General features: G+C 48.3%; 15 protein-coding genes. 7 read left to right on the top strand and 8 right to left on the bottom strand.

What is annotated here, in order from left to right; all coding sequences use genetic code 11:
- Window positions 1–51: 51 nt before the first annotated feature.
- Both A0126_RS19390 and A0126_RS05810 read left to right on the top strand, forming a co-directional pair.
- Window positions 52–228, top strand: a complete 177-nt coding sequence (locus A0126_RS19390) for a hypothetical protein (protein ID WP_167331096.1) — start codon at window positions 52–54, stop codon at window positions 226–228.
- A 12-nt stretch (window positions 229–240) separates the two neighbouring features.
- Complete coding sequence (locus A0126_RS05810) at window positions 241–645, top strand: DUF350 domain-containing protein (protein WP_029333388.1); 405 nt, start codon at window positions 241–243, stop codon at window positions 643–645.
- Between the two features lie 42 nt (window positions 646–687).
- Here A0126_RS05810 and A0126_RS05805 read toward each other — a convergent pair whose 3' ends face one another.
- From A0126_RS05805 to A0126_RS05795, 3 genes are all read right to left on the bottom strand, one after another.
- Window positions 688–945 carry a hypothetical protein gene (locus A0126_RS05805; RefSeq protein ID WP_088836807.1) on the bottom strand — a complete coding sequence of 86 codons (258 nt, stop codon included), beginning with the start codon at window positions 943–945 and terminating at the stop codon, window positions 688–690.
- A 68-nt stretch (window positions 946–1,013) separates the two neighbouring features.
- Window positions 1,014–1,712, bottom strand: a complete 699-nt coding sequence (gene rpiA / locus A0126_RS05800; protein WP_088836806.1) for a ribose-5-phosphate isomerase RpiA — start codon at window positions 1,710–1,712, stop codon at window positions 1,014–1,016.
- Window positions 1,713–1,821: 109 nt separating this feature from the next.
- Window positions 1,822–2,469: a PAQR family membrane homeostasis protein TrhA gene (locus A0126_RS05795; RefSeq protein ID WP_088836805.1), complete on the bottom strand. Its 648-nt coding sequence runs from the start codon at window positions 2,467–2,469 to the stop codon at window positions 1,822–1,824.
- A 115-nt stretch (window positions 2,470–2,584) separates the two neighbouring features.
- On the opposite strand from A0126_RS05795, the gene A0126_RS05790 reads away from it, so the two are divergent.
- From A0126_RS05790 to A0126_RS05780, 3 genes are read left to right on the top strand one after another with little or no spacing between them, the layout of a single operon-like run.
- Window positions 2,585–3,106, top strand: a complete 522-nt coding sequence (locus A0126_RS05790) for a DUF1836 domain-containing protein (protein WP_088836804.1) — start codon at window positions 2,585–2,587, stop codon at window positions 3,104–3,106.
- A gap of 55 nt (window positions 3,107–3,161) precedes the next feature.
- Complete coding sequence (locus A0126_RS05785) at window positions 3,162–4,136, top strand: DUF4003 family protein (protein WP_088836803.1); 975 nt, start codon at window positions 3,162–3,164, stop codon at window positions 4,134–4,136.
- Window positions 4,137–4,160: 24 nt separating this feature from the next.
- Window positions 4,161–4,730 (top strand): class I SAM-dependent methyltransferase, encoded by a 570-nt coding sequence (locus tag A0126_RS05780; protein WP_088836802.1) that lies wholly within the window; start codon window positions 4,161–4,163, stop codon window positions 4,728–4,730.
- A gap of 111 nt (window positions 4,731–4,841) precedes the next feature.
- Here the strand turns inward: A0126_RS05780 and A0126_RS05775 are convergent, their stop codons facing one another.
- From A0126_RS05775 to A0126_RS05760, 4 genes are all read right to left on the bottom strand, one after another.
- On the bottom strand, window positions 4,842–5,084 hold the full coding sequence (locus A0126_RS05775; RefSeq protein WP_088836801.1) for a hypothetical protein: 243 nt from the start codon (window positions 5,082–5,084) through the stop codon (window positions 4,842–4,844).
- 59 nt (window positions 5,085–5,143) lie between these two features.
- Entirely contained in the window at window positions 5,144–6,898 is a 1,755-nt protein-coding gene (locus A0126_RS05770; protein WP_088836800.1) for an EAL domain-containing protein, read from the bottom strand.
- Window positions 6,899–6,917: 19 nt separating this feature from the next.
- Window positions 6,918–8,567, bottom strand: coding sequence for a sensor histidine kinase (locus A0126_RS05765; RefSeq protein WP_239456866.1), 1,650 nt, complete (start codon window positions 8,565–8,567; stop codon window positions 6,918–6,920).
- A 70-nt stretch (window positions 8,568–8,637) separates the two neighbouring features.
- Window positions 8,638–9,075, bottom strand: a complete 438-nt coding sequence (locus A0126_RS05760; RefSeq protein ID WP_088836799.1) for a YaiI/YqxD family protein — start codon at window positions 9,073–9,075, stop codon at window positions 8,638–8,640.
- A 130-nt stretch (window positions 9,076–9,205) separates the two neighbouring features.
- Here A0126_RS05760 and A0126_RS05755 point away from each other — a divergent pair, with 130 nt between their 5' ends.
- Together A0126_RS05755 and A0126_RS05750 are read left to right on the top strand one after the other, a co-directional pair.
- The gene (locus A0126_RS05755; RefSeq protein WP_088836798.1) at window positions 9,206–10,954 is read left to right on the top strand and encodes an ABC transporter ATP-binding protein; all 1,749 of its coding nucleotides are present in this window, start codon (window positions 9,206–9,208) and stop codon (window positions 10,952–10,954) included.
- Window positions 10,951–11,838: an NAD(P)-dependent oxidoreductase gene (locus tag A0126_RS05750; protein ID WP_088836797.1), complete on the top strand. Its 888-nt coding sequence runs from the start codon at window positions 10,951–10,953 to the stop codon at window positions 11,836–11,838. Before A0126_RS05755 ends, A0126_RS05750 begins: the two co-directional genes overlap by 4 nt.
- A gap of 775 nt (window positions 11,839–12,613) precedes the next feature.
- Here A0126_RS05750 and A0126_RS05745 read toward each other — a convergent pair.
- On the bottom strand, window positions 12,614–13,246 hold the full coding sequence (locus tag A0126_RS05745) for a DUF975 family protein (RefSeq protein ID WP_088836796.1): 633 nt from the start codon (window positions 13,244–13,246) through the stop codon (window positions 12,614–12,616).
- Window positions 13,247–13,263: the final 17 nt, after the last annotated feature.

Here is a 13,263-nt window from a genome sequence, read left to right as displayed (position 1 = left end):
GGACGTAATCAAAAAAATCAGCTACGTTTGATAGTAAGGCAGGTGAAGAATATGAAGTTAACAAAAGGACCGTACATTTTCATTGGTCTTCTCCTCGGTTTATTGTTTGGATTTATCGGAGATAATTTTTATCTGTATGTATCCGCCGGGATTTTAGTAGGTGCCTTACTTGAACTCTATGTCGCGATTCAGCAAAAAAAAGACCGCAACAACAAGAAACGTTCTTAAGGGGGAAATGGTATGGCATTCAGTGACTTGTTTTTATCAACACTCGCCTATATCGGTGTAGCGACGCTCTTGCTCGCAATCGGTGTTGTCCTGTTTGAAGTGACGACGAAATCAAAGGAAATGGAATTGATTCGTCAAGGTAAAAAAGCAGCCGTCTATGCGTTCGGCGGACGGATTCTCGGACTTGCGATCGTGCTTTATTCAAGTATCGCAAACTCTGTCAGCATCCTCGACATGGTTTTGTGGGGGGCTCTCGCGATCGTTTTCCAAATCGTCCTGTTTTATCTTGCCGATCTGCTCATTCCGCGTCTCAGCATGACGAAGGAAATCGATGCCAACAACGAAGCCGTTGGTTTATTGTTATTGTTCCTCTCGTTATCAATCGGCTTAATCATCGCCGGGTCTCTTACATACTAAAAAAAATGACAGAAATCCGGGAAGCGGACTTCTGTCATTTTTTTATTTATCTAATTCATCGAGTTCTTGTTGCGAACGCGGGAATCCGTTCGCTTGCCACTCTGATCGGTATATCGAATCAAGCTTCGTCAATCCTACTTCATCCTCGTCTTTATCCGCATCTTGACTCTCATCTTGATCGAGGTGGTCCAAATACTCCTTCAAATGACTCGGCGGGCGGCGTGATTTTATTTTTTTCATGACAAGTCCTGTACCTGCCAATACACCGGCTCCAAATAAAAATCGCTTCCGTAGCTTCATGACTGTTCCTCCTTAAAAAAACGAGTAATGATGCACTACTTATCTATCCCGACTACGTTGAGTCAAGTTCAAACGATTCCGCCACCGCTCCGCAGCGTTGGGTGGGCAAGCAGTTTGATATTTCCGTATTCTAGAGTCAACACATGATCCGGTTGCCGCTCAAAATAACCGGTTTCGATGACACCACTCCATGACTTCAATTCCCGTACGAAATGGGCGACGTCCGGGACACGATCCAGGGCGACATCCAAAATCAAATGGCCTCCATCCGTCACGAATGCTTCTCCCGCCGTTTCGCGGTGTGTATAGGAAATTCCTTTGTCCGCAAGAAGTCGTTCGACGTGTGTCCGTCCGAACGGTTCGACTTCGACCGGTAAAGGTCCCGTCAACTGACGGACGAACTTCGAGCTGTCTGCGAGATACAACACTTCGCGTGCTTGCAGCGCGACGAGCTTTTCCCGGAACAATGCGCCGCCGCCACCTTTGATGACTTGGAACTGTTCATCAATCTGGTCAATCCCGTCGATGACGAGATCAAGCTGTTCGACATCACGTAACTGACGCATCGGTATTCCGAGCCGCTTGCCCTGTTCTTCCGTCTCAATCGACGTCGCGATCGCTTCGATTTTTAATCCTTCGTCCACTGCTTTTCCTACAGCATCAATAAAATAGCGTGTCGTCGAACCCGTACCGAGCCCGAGTGTCATACCGGGTTTTACATATGCGAGTGCAGCTTGCGCAATCAATGCTTTATCCTGTTCTTGCATCGTTCACCCTCCATTCTCTAATTCCAGTTCACTGATAGTTTTCCCGAATCCTGCGCCCTTTAACCAAAAAACCGGGTGCGACGTCTCCGTCGTACCCGGTTCATGAACGTTAAATGACGAAGAAATAGACGCAACAGAAGTGCGCGAGACTTCCAAGTAAGACAAAGACGTGGAAAATTTCGTGGAAACCAAGGTGCTTGAACGATAATGCGCTTGGTTTCAATCCGTAAATGACTCCACCGACAGTATAAAAGATTCCGCCGAGGAACAGTAAGCCGATTCCGACTGGCGACAGAACTGCGGCAAGCGGCGTGATCGCGAAGACCATGATCCAGCCCATTCCGATATAAAGCGTCGTCGATAACCAACGCGGACTGTTGAACCAGACTAACTTAAATGTGATTCCGAAGACGGCAATCAACATGACGATCGAGAACAATACCCAACCGGTCGGTCCGTTCAAACTGATGAGACAAAACGGTGCGTAGGATCCGGCAATCAATAAATAAATCATCGAGTGATCAAGGCGGCGCCAAATCGCGATCGCCCGGTCACTTGCAAGTACCATATGATAAGTTGCCGAGACGGAATACAGGGCGATCATACTGACTCCGAAAATGATGGCTGCGACGATGGCGATGGCCGCGCCCCGCTCAAGTGAGGCCTTGATGACTAGAGCAAGAAGTCCGACAAAGGCAAAGACGGCTCCCCCGAGATGAGTCAATCCATTAATCGGTTCGCGCATATACGTTTTCATAAGTTACCCTCCAAAAGTTATGTAGTTTTCAATACTACATGGCGTTATATAGATATCTTATCATATAGTAGAGAAATAGAAAGCATTACCTGTAAATTTCATGGAGGTTTTTTTAATGACACACGATGACGACAAATCGCGACCGCTCGATCGCCAACTCCAGTTAGACGATATTCCGAACATCGACTTATATATGGATCAAGTCATTCAATTGTTCGAACGGACATTTGAAGCAACGACGCGGACAGAAGGCGAAACGATTTTGACGAAGACGATGATTAACAATTACGCGAAAAAGAAACTCTTTTTCCCCGTCACGAATAAAAAGTATACGAAGAATCATCTCATTCTGATCAGTTTGATTTATCAACTGAAAGGAACCGTCTCAATTAATGACATCAAAGCAACATTGACTGAATTGAATCAAGGTGTCGCAAACGAGACGCTCAATCTGGAAGCCTTTTATGCAAGCTACCTGGAAAACACGGTACAAAATCTCGAGACATTCGAAGCTGAGCAAGCGTCGGCTGATGAAAACGAACCAATCGATCAGTTGCAACAGATCCTTTCACTTGCACATATGAGCAATCTCTATCGACGTGCCGCCGAACGGATGATTGATCAACTCGACGGTTAACTTCTACCGGGTGCTCATGGTAAAATAGGGAAAATGGAGATGGGGGTGGGCTGTGATGGAGGAAAGCACACGCTTTTTGCATCAGCTCGAAGACGTAGGACAGTATTTTGTTAGCTACCAAGACACTATCTTGATCGAACTCGCTTTTGATCAAACGATTGGTCATTATGCGACAGAATTTTCGACGCTCGAACAGACTGCTGATTACATCGAACTTCACTTACATTCGCACCAGACCCAGGCACTGCTTCTCGCGTCGAAAATCCACGCCTTTGATGCGTCCCCGTTTGAGCGCATCACGGAAATGATGTCGATTCAAAGTTTTTTTGCGACGCATCGCATGACGCATCCTGCAAATGCCTTCTCGACGGCTCTGCTGATCAGCCGGCTTAATCCATCGGATGCTCACTTACGTCGGACGTTATCCCTTTACCGACTCGCCAAACAACAACACCGTTTCATCGTCTCCCCTTTACTCGGATCATTCTTCTTTTTCCAATGTTACAAGCGCGGTGAGGTCGAGCATCTTCTTGCACGAGTGGAAGATGCTTACGATCTGTTGAAGAAACCGTTTGGTCGCGCCCAACAGACCTATATCGTCGCTCTCCTATTTTCACTTTTACCTGCAGACGATTTCGAGGCGTATGTCGACCAATTACGGGCGTCGCGCGCACGTTATCGTAAATCTCACATCCCACTTGCATTCCACGGTCTGCTCGCCTTACTCGGTGATCCTGCCGAACATGCTTCAAAACTCGACCAAATCGTCGAGCAACTCCGCTCGGATGTCCACTTCAAGCATCGAAAAGACTTACTTTTTTTAACGGCTGTCCGGCTCTATCTTGCGAATCATCCGACACTGCAACAACTGTTTGCTCAACTCGCTCCGACGATCGACGACATGGCGACGGAAACAGTCCCCTTTTTACTGTTTCCAATCGATATTACTGACACGTCGCATGCGACAGATGGCGGAATGGTCGACGGCGGATTTGACGGCGATGCGGGGAGTAGCAGTAGCGATGCTTGACGATGATCCTACAGGAGGTTTCCCATGAAAAAAGTTGCGTACGATACGTATTATTTAGATGAAAATTATTTCGGACAGCCTTATCCGGGACTCGTCTCTTTTTTCAGTGAATATCAACCGAAGGGACACGTGCTCGATTTAGGATGTGGTCAAGGACGGGACGCCTTGTTACTCGGACAGTTGGGTTATACCGTGACGGGTGTCGATCATTCCGTCGTCGGCATCACCCAGCTCAACCAACACGCTTCAGTAAAGGGCTATGTTGTCGAAGGTATTGTCGGCAATGCTTATGCCTTTCCGATTTCCGAACAGATCGATGTCGTGTTGTTAGACTCGATGCTGCATTTCCATAAAATTGATTTAAAGAACGAAACGACGTTCGTAAACAACATCTTGAACCAGTTGCGCGAAGGCGCAGTCTTCGTCAATTGCATGTTGCAAGGGACAAACCGCGAACAGGTATTAAAAAATATTCTTTCTGATTCTCCTCATGAATGGGAAACGCTCGCTGACACATATACTGAATATGCAGAAGCAAATGCAACATTCCATCTGCTCGCCGTAAAAAAGCGAGGTCCCGTTCCGCCCGATTGAACGGAAAGAAGTCTTTGCCAGACTACCTCTTTATTTGCATTCAAAAAGGCATCGACTCATCTGAAAGAGTGGATGCCTTTTAGGTGCGTGGAACGAATACGGTTCGCTCACTTAGTTATCTTGATTCGTTTCCTCGTTCGCTTCGACGTCAGAGTCATCGTCTGCTTCATGCGAAAGATCCGGTTGTTCGGACGCATCGTCTGATTTCTCAGCATCCGCTTTTTGGTTTTTTGCTTGATCGTGCTTGTCGCGAGTATCCGGTGCCGTGTCTTTATCACGTCCCGCAATTTCATCGTTCGTCATCTGATTACCTGATGTAATCGGATCTGTTTCTTTATCGTGTTGTTCATTCATGAGAAATCCCCCTTAACAAAATTAAGCTACAGTTAAGAGTATTCCCTGAACGATTTCCGTTAAACATCAAGAGGTTGCATTTTCTTCGCAAAGTCCGTAATCAACTTATCGAGCGGTTGCGGATGATGCAGATAGTGCCCCTGGACATATAAACGTTCGCCTAGCATTTCTACCTGCCTGTATTGCGATAATGTCTCGACCTCTTGAATGACAAGTGAAATCTTTAATGTTTCCGTCAAAGCATAGACCGAACGAATCATCGACTGTTCGAGCTGATTTTGAGCCAAACGTCGGGTGAAGATCGGATCGAGCTTGACCGCCTGGACCGGTAGATGAAGCAATGAATTGAGCGATGCATAATGGCTACCGAAATGATCGACCGTCAAGCGGTATCCCGCGCTTCGTAACAGTTGAAGGCGCTCAATTGCTTTTTTCCGTCCCGTCTGCAATACTTCTTCCCGAATCTCGAGGACGACACGATCTTGTTTAAAGTTTGCTTGCTTCGAAAAGGACAAGAGTTCTTCTAACAGTTGATTCGACTGGAATTGACTCGCGGAAAGATTGACCGCAACCGAAACCGGTAAGTCGAATTCTGCTTCGAACCGTTCGCGATCGGCAATCGCTTGGCGAATCGTAAATCGACCGATGTCGCCAAAGACCCCCATACGTTCTGCAATTGGAATGAAGTCAGTCGGGCTGACGAATCCGAGCACAGGATGATTCCAGCGTAATAAGGCCTCGACCGCAACGGTCACCCCTCGCTTCATATCAAGAATCCGCTGGTAATACAGTTCGAATTGCCCGCGTTCTAACGCATGCGTCAACTCTTCTTCAAGAACGGAAGCGAACGGATGCTGTTCGAACTCCCGCTGTTGATTGACGAACAGCATTCCATTTTTCCCATCGAGCTTCACTTGTTGCATCAAGGCCTCTGCCGCATAGACTTGCGTCTGTCGGTTCGTATAATCCCCCGTCAACAAACTGACACCGGACGACGCCGTCAAATGAATCGGTTCAAATCCGATGTCCGCGATCGGCGCCTCGATTGCTGCCATGATGTAATCGGCATACATCGCACCCGTTTGTTCAAACTCTCGTTCATCAAGCGGCGCAAGAATGATGAATTCATTGCCGTCCTTCCGTCCGACAACATGATTCGGAATCGGAACATATTTCAGCCGGTCGGCGAGGACTTGTAAAACCCGGTTGCCGACACGGTATCCGAATTTGGCATTGACAGCGTGAAAGTTATCCAGGTTCAAGACCATTAAAAATGCCGGATGAATCGTCACACTTGAAATCAAACGGTTCATGTACCGTTCATTGTACACATCCGTCAAGGCATCTTTAATGACGTATGTTTCGACACTGATCGATTTGCTGATGATATCAGCGTAATGTTCAATCAATGCTAAATCGCTCGCTGAGAAGTCATATGGTCGATCGTCAAAAGCACAAAGCGTTCCGATTTTCTCATTGTCGGCGTTTTTGATTGCGACGCCAAGAAAGCTCCCGTTTCCTAATGCCTTTGTGACGGGATGGTCGACCGTCAATGGACTCGTCAACAACTCATTGATTTGAATTTTTCCTGCATTCTCATCGATGACCAGTTTACAAAGGACGTGGTTGAACACATGCGTCGATCCTTCTTCAATCAATTCTTGATCTTGATTGATTGCTTTGACGATGAAGTTGCTACTTGAATCATTCAGTGCGAAAAATAACGAATTGACGCCAATTTTTTCACTGAGTTTCTCTAAAATTTCTTCGACGAGCGGATGTAAGGCTTCGTAGCGGCTTTGAGAATTATCCATTGTGCTGCCTCCTTTCGTATCATGACATCGGATGAATCGGGAACTCAACGATGAAGCGACTTCCGACACCAACTTCTGACTGAACAGAAATCGCCCCCCCATGGTCCATGACGATCATTTTACAAATCGCAAGTCCGAGACCTGTCCCGCCAATTTTCCGGGTATCCGAGTTATCGGCCCGGTAGAATTTATCAAAAATGAACGGTAACGCCTTATCCGGAATACCGATCCCTTCATCTTCGACTTCAATTCGGACGTCCTGCGCTGTCACTTCAGTACGTATCTCGATGTTTCCACCATTCGGTGAGTATTTGATCGCATTCATGATTAAGTTCGTAAACAATTGCTTCATTTTTTCTTCGCTTGCCATCAAGAGATGCGCCCCTGAACCGAACGCCATCCGAACTGTATGTTCACTGCTCGCTAACTCGAACATCGTTTTCATTTCAATCAGCAGTTTCTTTAAATCAATCGTTCTTTTCGTTGCCCCTTGCGTCAAATCTTCACCCTTTTGAATTTCGAGGATGTCGTGGATCAGCTCAGACAAACGGACGGTCTCGGAATAAATCGTCTCAAGGTATTTCTTTTGACGGGGTCCGTCGAGGGAACGCTTCATCAACAATTCTGTGAATCCCATGATTGAAGAGAGCGGCGTCCGCAGTTCATGAGAGACGATGGACACGAATTCAGCTTGCTTCAAGTCGAGTTCTTTATCTTTCGTCACATCGCGCAAGACGAGCATCATGCCCCACTCGACGTTCGCAATCGCAATCCGCTCCGCATAGGCACTGAGCAAGAGATTGCCTCGAAAGGCTGACAGTTCAATCGTTTCACCCGGTATATCACCGTTCATCAGCTGACCAATATAATCGTGCAACGCATCCGGTTGGTCGACGTGCTCAAACAGCGATGTCGCCCGCTCGTAGGCATGCCGAAATCCTTGTGCTTGATTCAACAGTTTTGGCGGGAACATATCGAGCAACGCTTGGTTGGCATAGATTTGTTCGCCACTACTCTCGATGTAGAGGACTGCTTCGCGAATCGAATCGAGTAACTGGTACGTCTTGATTTTTTCATGCTCCATCTGATGGAACAAGAGGTGTCGCTCTAACGTCATCCCGAGCTTGCGTGACAAGTCTAAGATGTCTCCGACTTGTTCTAAATTAAATTGCTCGAACTCATGCTTTAAATAAATCAACCCGACGACACTGTTGTTACTCGGTGACTGGATTGGAATCGCGGACTCATATCCTCCTGTTTCAATCGGCAGTTGGACGGACTTTCGCATCACGAATGCACGGCGCAAAACGGAATATTGATCTAAGTCCTTTTCAATCAACTCCATCTCTTCCACCGCCTCTGTCACGACATGACTGAGTTGTTCGCGCCGGTAGAGAATGATTGCACCACGCGTCAATCCGATGAGCGGAAGCAGCTTCAACAGAAGCGTCTCGCACGCAGACTCGACGTTTTGTGTCGCGAGTGTTTCCATGATTTCATTTCGGTGTCTTAATTTATCTTCGGCTGCGAGCAAGTCGTGTTTCAGCTGACCGATTTGTTGCTGATCCGTCGTGACATCCGCACTTTGCTCGATCGAAGGAAACGATCCACTCTTCAAACGATATGGTCGTGTTTTTTTAGTTGGACGGTACCGCATGACTTTTTTCAATGAATTTTTTCCTCCTAGCTGAAAAATCGTTTCTAAAATTATACCACGCGTATGAGAAGGCCGGCATACATCATTTGAATTCTTCTTGCTTCAGTAATGAGCGGAAGGACACTTCAAATTGCTCGTTTTCTAGGCGCGTTCGCTTTTTCGGTCCCTTCGTCCGTCCGCCGGCCCGACGAATTTGTTGGCCGACATGCCGCGTATGCAAGAGAAAATCAATATTGTCATCTGTAAAAATTCGTCCATTCTGGTCAATCGGTCGTCCTTTACGCGCTAAGGCAAGTGCCGCCAGTCCATAATCTTGTGTGACGATGATATCACCCGGTGAAATCCGGTTGACGATTGCATAATCGACCGCATCCGGACCTTGTCCAATTGTAATCGTCGTCGCCCCCGCCCGGTTAAATTCATGCGCTGTATCACAGACTAAAAACACGTCCACCCCGGCGCTTAACCGGATTGTCAAATCAACGACCGGACACCCATCGGCATCGACTAATACTTTCATTTCCCTCTTCCTCTCTGTTTACCTATCTGTCCTAAGTGTCCGCGAGAAACAGAAACACTGTCAAGCGAATCGCTATAAGTTGACCCGAGTCCGATTTCGCAAGACAATAGATAGGAAAGGAAGTGCCCGTATGGAGCAAGCTACATTCAAATCATTTTTACATCTTCTCAAAAAAAGTAATCCCCCGGTCGGTCTGCTATCAGCAGCCGTCGCCGTATCGGTCATCCAGGCATTAGCGGCACTGATGATTCCGTGGTTTCTGAAATCACTGATTGATAATTTCTCGGTCGATCGGCTGACACCCGGACTGATTTCCTTATTCATCGTCGTTTTTCTCGTCCAACTCGTCAGTAACGCCTTTTCGATTTACTGGCTCCAGATTGCCGGGCAACGCATCGTCGCCAACTTGCGGACATTACTGTGGAAACATCTCCTCGGTCTACCGGTTCCGTTTTATGATGAAACAAAATCAGGGGAGCTCGTCTCCCGCCTCAACAATGACGCGACGACGTTACAACAGTTGTTGTCGGAGCAGCTCGTCCGCCTGTTGACATCCGTCGTTTCCATCATCGGGGCCATCACGATTTTATTTTTCCTCGATTGGCAGATGACGCTTGTCATGGTGATTGCCGTTCCGTTGACGTTACTGATCATCATCCCGCTCGTCCGGAAACTGCATGAGATTTCCCGGGCGACACAAAAAGAACTCGCCGGATTATCCGGCTTCTTCGCCGAGATGTTGAGCGAAGTCCGGCTCATCAAATCGCAAGCGACCGAGTCTTACGAAATGGACCGTGGAAACGAAAAGATTGAGAATCTCTTCGGCTTCGGCGTCAAAGAAGGTCGGATTCAAGCGATTCTGTTACCGCTGTTCAACGTGACGCTGACATCGATGCTGATCATCATCATCGGCTTCGGTGCTTACCGGGTCTCGACGAACCAAATTTCTGCCGGTGAGCTCGTCGCCTTTTCACTCTACTTGTTCCAAATCATGACCCCGCTCGTGACGATGACCGAATTCATTTCAAAGCTCCAAAAAGCACGCGGGGCGACAGAACGAATTTCGGAACTGCTCGAAGAACAGCCGGAGCAACAAGGAACGCGTGACGTCACCCGTCCGTTCGGAGCGGTTCAATTCAATCAGCTCTCGTTCGGCTATGATGAGACGACGTTACTGCATGACGTGTCCTTTTCTTTGCCGCACGGCCAGACGACGGCGATCGTCGGACCAAGCGGTTCTGGAAAATCGACGTTGTTTGCGTTGCTCGAGCGGTTTTATCAACCGACGTCAGGAGATATTTCACTCGGACCGGACGGCATCGAGACGTTCCGACTTGAAAGCTGGCGCCGGGCAATCGGCTACGTCGCCCAGGATTCACCCGTCTTGTCGGGAACGATTCGTGATAATTTACTGTACGGACTCGTCCGTGACGTGACGGAACAGGAAATCCGCGATGCTGCAGAAATGGCGAATGCCGATGCCTTCATCGAGTCGTTCCCGCACGGCTACATGACGGAAATCGGCGAACGCGGGGTCAAACTGTCGGGTGGACAACGGCAACGAATTGCGATCGCCCGTGCCTTGCTGCGTGATCCGGAACTCTTACTGCTCGACGAAGCGACGTCAAGCCTTGACTCAGAATCGGAACGTGTCGTCCAGGAAGCACTCGAACGTCTGATGCGCGGACGGACGACGTTCGTCATCGCTCACCGCCTGGCGACAGTCCGTCACGCGGATCAAATTATCGTTCTTGAGGACGGACGGGTTTCCGGCATCGGGACACACGACACCCTCGTCGAGACGAATGTTTTGTATAATAAACTCGTAACGCAACAATTCATCGGTCAGACCGATGCAATCAGGGGGAATCACGGATGACGAAAACGGTAGGATTTATTGGACTCGGTGTCATGGGGCAAGGAATGGTGCGGAACTTACTGAAATCCGGTTTTGCCGTCAAAGGCTATAACCGGACAAAAGAAAAAGGCTTACCGCTCGAACAGGACGGGGCGACGATCGTCGACACGATTAAAGAAGCCGTCACCGGCGCAGACGTCGTCATTTCAATCGTCGGGTACCCGGAAGACGTCGAACAGATTTACTTCAGTGAAGACGGAATTTTAGCGAATGCTGCGCCCGGGACGATCGTCATCGACATGACGACATCAAGCCCGGCGCTCGCCGTCAAAATCGCGGAGCAGGCACAAGCAAACGGGCTCGTTTCACTCGATGCACCTGTCACAGGTGGAGACCTTGGTGCGAAAAACGGGACACTCGCGATTCTTGTCGGTGGTCAAGAACAGGCTTTCGCTGACGTCAAACCATTGTTTGAGGCGATGGGACGCTCGATTTCATTATTCGGCGGTCCCGGAAAAGGACAATCGGCGAAACTCGCAAACCAGATTGCAATTGCCGGTTCAATGATCGGGACAGCTGAGATGTTATTGTTTGTCACGCGCTCCGGTATCGACCCGACGCAGTTCGTCGAGACGATTAAAAGTGGTTCTGCCGGCAGCTGGTCACTCGAGAACTTGATTCCGCGTGTCATCGCGGAGAATTATTCACCAGGATTTTTTGTCAAACATTTCATCAAAGACATGCGTCTGGCACTTGAACGGGCGGATGAGATGGGAATTTCGACACCGGGTCTCGCGCTCGTCAAATCACTGTATGACGAGCTCGCAGCGATGGGGCACGGTGAGTCTGGTACACAAGCACTCTATTTATTACTCGCTGAAAAGTCACAGCAGCAGCAACCGTAACAAAAAGGTCCGCCCGATTCAGTTGGGTGGACCTTTTTTGATTACTTGATATCGATTAATGAGAAATCGTATGTGACAATTACTTCTTGCTTCTCGTGCTTTTCACATAGGAATCATAAAGGCAAAGTCCGTTTGTTGCGGCAACCGCTTCTTGCTTCCCGTGCTTTCCACATAGAAATCATAAAGGGCAAAGTCCGTTTGTTGCGGCAACCGCTTCTTGCTTCCCGTGCTTTCCTCGGGCGAGCCGCAAGCCGTTGCTCCTTGCTTCTGACGAACAAGGAGCAGGGTCTCGCCTGGCTCTGACAGCGCAAGGTGACCTTGCGCTTTTTCCCGTAGGAGTCACGAAAAGCGAAGCGATTCTGAACATATTATCTTTGGCTTCTTGAAAATAGAACAATTCAACCGAGCCGTCCGTCTTGAATCGCTCCCTAGCGAATAGCAGTGCATTTGTGACCCTGCAGCGCAGCGAAGCGGCACAAATCACTGCCGCTTGGGAGACGAGACAAGGGAAGGAGGCGCGAACGGTCGGTTTACTCCGAATTTACCATTACATGACTCACAAACAGCATACCTCTGAGCATATTATCTTTGCCTTCTTGAAAAACAGAACGATTCAACCGAGCCGTCCGTCTTGAATTGCTCCCTGGCGAATAGCAGTACATTTGTACCACTTTGTGAGACGAGGCAAGGTAGGAAGGCGCGAACGGTTGGTTTACTCCGAATCCAGTCCAACTCAAAAGGTCCTCCGATTTCTCAGAGGACCCATCCGTACCAATCATTCAGCCGCTGTCGGCCGTTCTGCTTTTAATTTCTCATAAAAATGCGCCATCGTCGTATCGAAATACGGCGTCAGGAAGATGACACCGACCGTACTCAACAAGGCGAGAATTCCCCAACCGATGAAGCTGATGTAGAGTTTGATCAAACGTCGTTTCTGTCCACGCATCATCCGTCGGCTCTCTCCTAATACTTGAATAAACGACAGTTCCGGACGATCGACGAGAATATACGGGACGAGTCGGTAAACAAGATAGAAATAGATCGCCGGTAAAATCAAAAATGATCCTGCATAGACGAGCAGTGTAACGACCGTGTACGAAAGAATCGTCCGGACATATGATTTCAACGAAGCGAATCCTTCGAACAACGTTCCGATGCCGGCTTTTTCTCCTCGAACGAACCGTAAGTAGGAAATCGTCCGTCCGACCGTGACCGGTGCCAAAATAATCGTGACGACGATGTTCAAGCCAACGAACTTCATCATACTTCCGATGTCTTCTTGATCAAACGACATTCGACTGGCCGCTAAGGCAAAAATCGCAAAATAGACGATTGAAATGCTTAGCCCAACAAACCAGTTGCCTTTTAATGTCGCGAGTGCTGTTTTTTTGTACGCTGAATTTGTCATCATAAACCCCTTCTCAC

The organism is Exiguobacterium sp. N4-1P, assembly GCF_002214325.1.
This window is presented reverse-complemented; position numbering and strand designations above follow the sequence as displayed.

Excerpts from the sequence above, each read along its gene's own strand:
- A0126_RS19390 (WP_167331096.1), top strand. The coding sequence starts at position 52 with ATGAAGTTAACAAAAGGACCGTACATTTTCATTGGTCTTCTCCTCGGT.
- A0126_RS05810 (WP_029333388.1), top strand. The coding sequence starts at position 241 with ATGGCATTCAGTGACTTGTTTTTATCAACACTCGCCTATATCGGTGTA.
- A0126_RS05805 (WP_088836807.1), bottom strand. The coding sequence starts at position 945 with ATGAAGCTACGGAAGCGATTTTTATTTGGAGCCGGTGTATTGGCAGGT.
- rpiA (WP_088836806.1), bottom strand. The coding sequence starts at position 1,712 with ATGCAAGAACAGGATAAAGCATTGATTGCGCAAGCTGCACTCGCATAT.
- A0126_RS05795 (WP_088836805.1), bottom strand. The coding sequence starts at position 2,469 with ATGAAAACGTATATGCGCGAACCGATTAATGGATTGACTCATCTCGGG.
- A0126_RS05790 (WP_088836804.1), top strand. The coding sequence starts at position 2,585 with ATGACACACGATGACGACAAATCGCGACCGCTCGATCGCCAACTCCAG.
- A0126_RS05785 (WP_088836803.1), top strand. The coding sequence starts at position 3,162 with ATGGAGGAAAGCACACGCTTTTTGCATCAGCTCGAAGACGTAGGACAG.
- A0126_RS05780 (WP_088836802.1), top strand. The coding sequence starts at position 4,161 with ATGAAAAAAGTTGCGTACGATACGTATTATTTAGATGAAAATTATTTC.
- A0126_RS05775 (WP_088836801.1), bottom strand. The coding sequence starts at position 5,084 with ATGAATGAACAACACGATAAAGAAACAGATCCGATTACATCAGGTAAT.
- A0126_RS05770 (WP_088836800.1), bottom strand. The coding sequence starts at position 6,898 with ATGGATAATTCTCAAAGCCGCTACGAAGCCTTACATCCGCTCGTCGAA.
- A0126_RS05760 (WP_088836799.1), bottom strand. The coding sequence starts at position 9,075 with ATGAAAGTATTAGTCGATGCCGATGGGTGTCCGGTCGTTGATTTGACA.
- A0126_RS05755 (WP_088836798.1), top strand. The coding sequence starts at position 9,206 with ATGGAGCAAGCTACATTCAAATCATTTTTACATCTTCTCAAAAAAAGT.
- A0126_RS05750 (WP_088836797.1), top strand. The coding sequence starts at position 10,951 with ATGACGAAAACGGTAGGATTTATTGGACTCGGTGTCATGGGGCAAGGA.
- A0126_RS05745 (WP_088836796.1), bottom strand. The coding sequence starts at position 13,246 with ATGACAAATTCAGCGTACAAAAAAACAGCACTCGCGACATTAAAAGGC.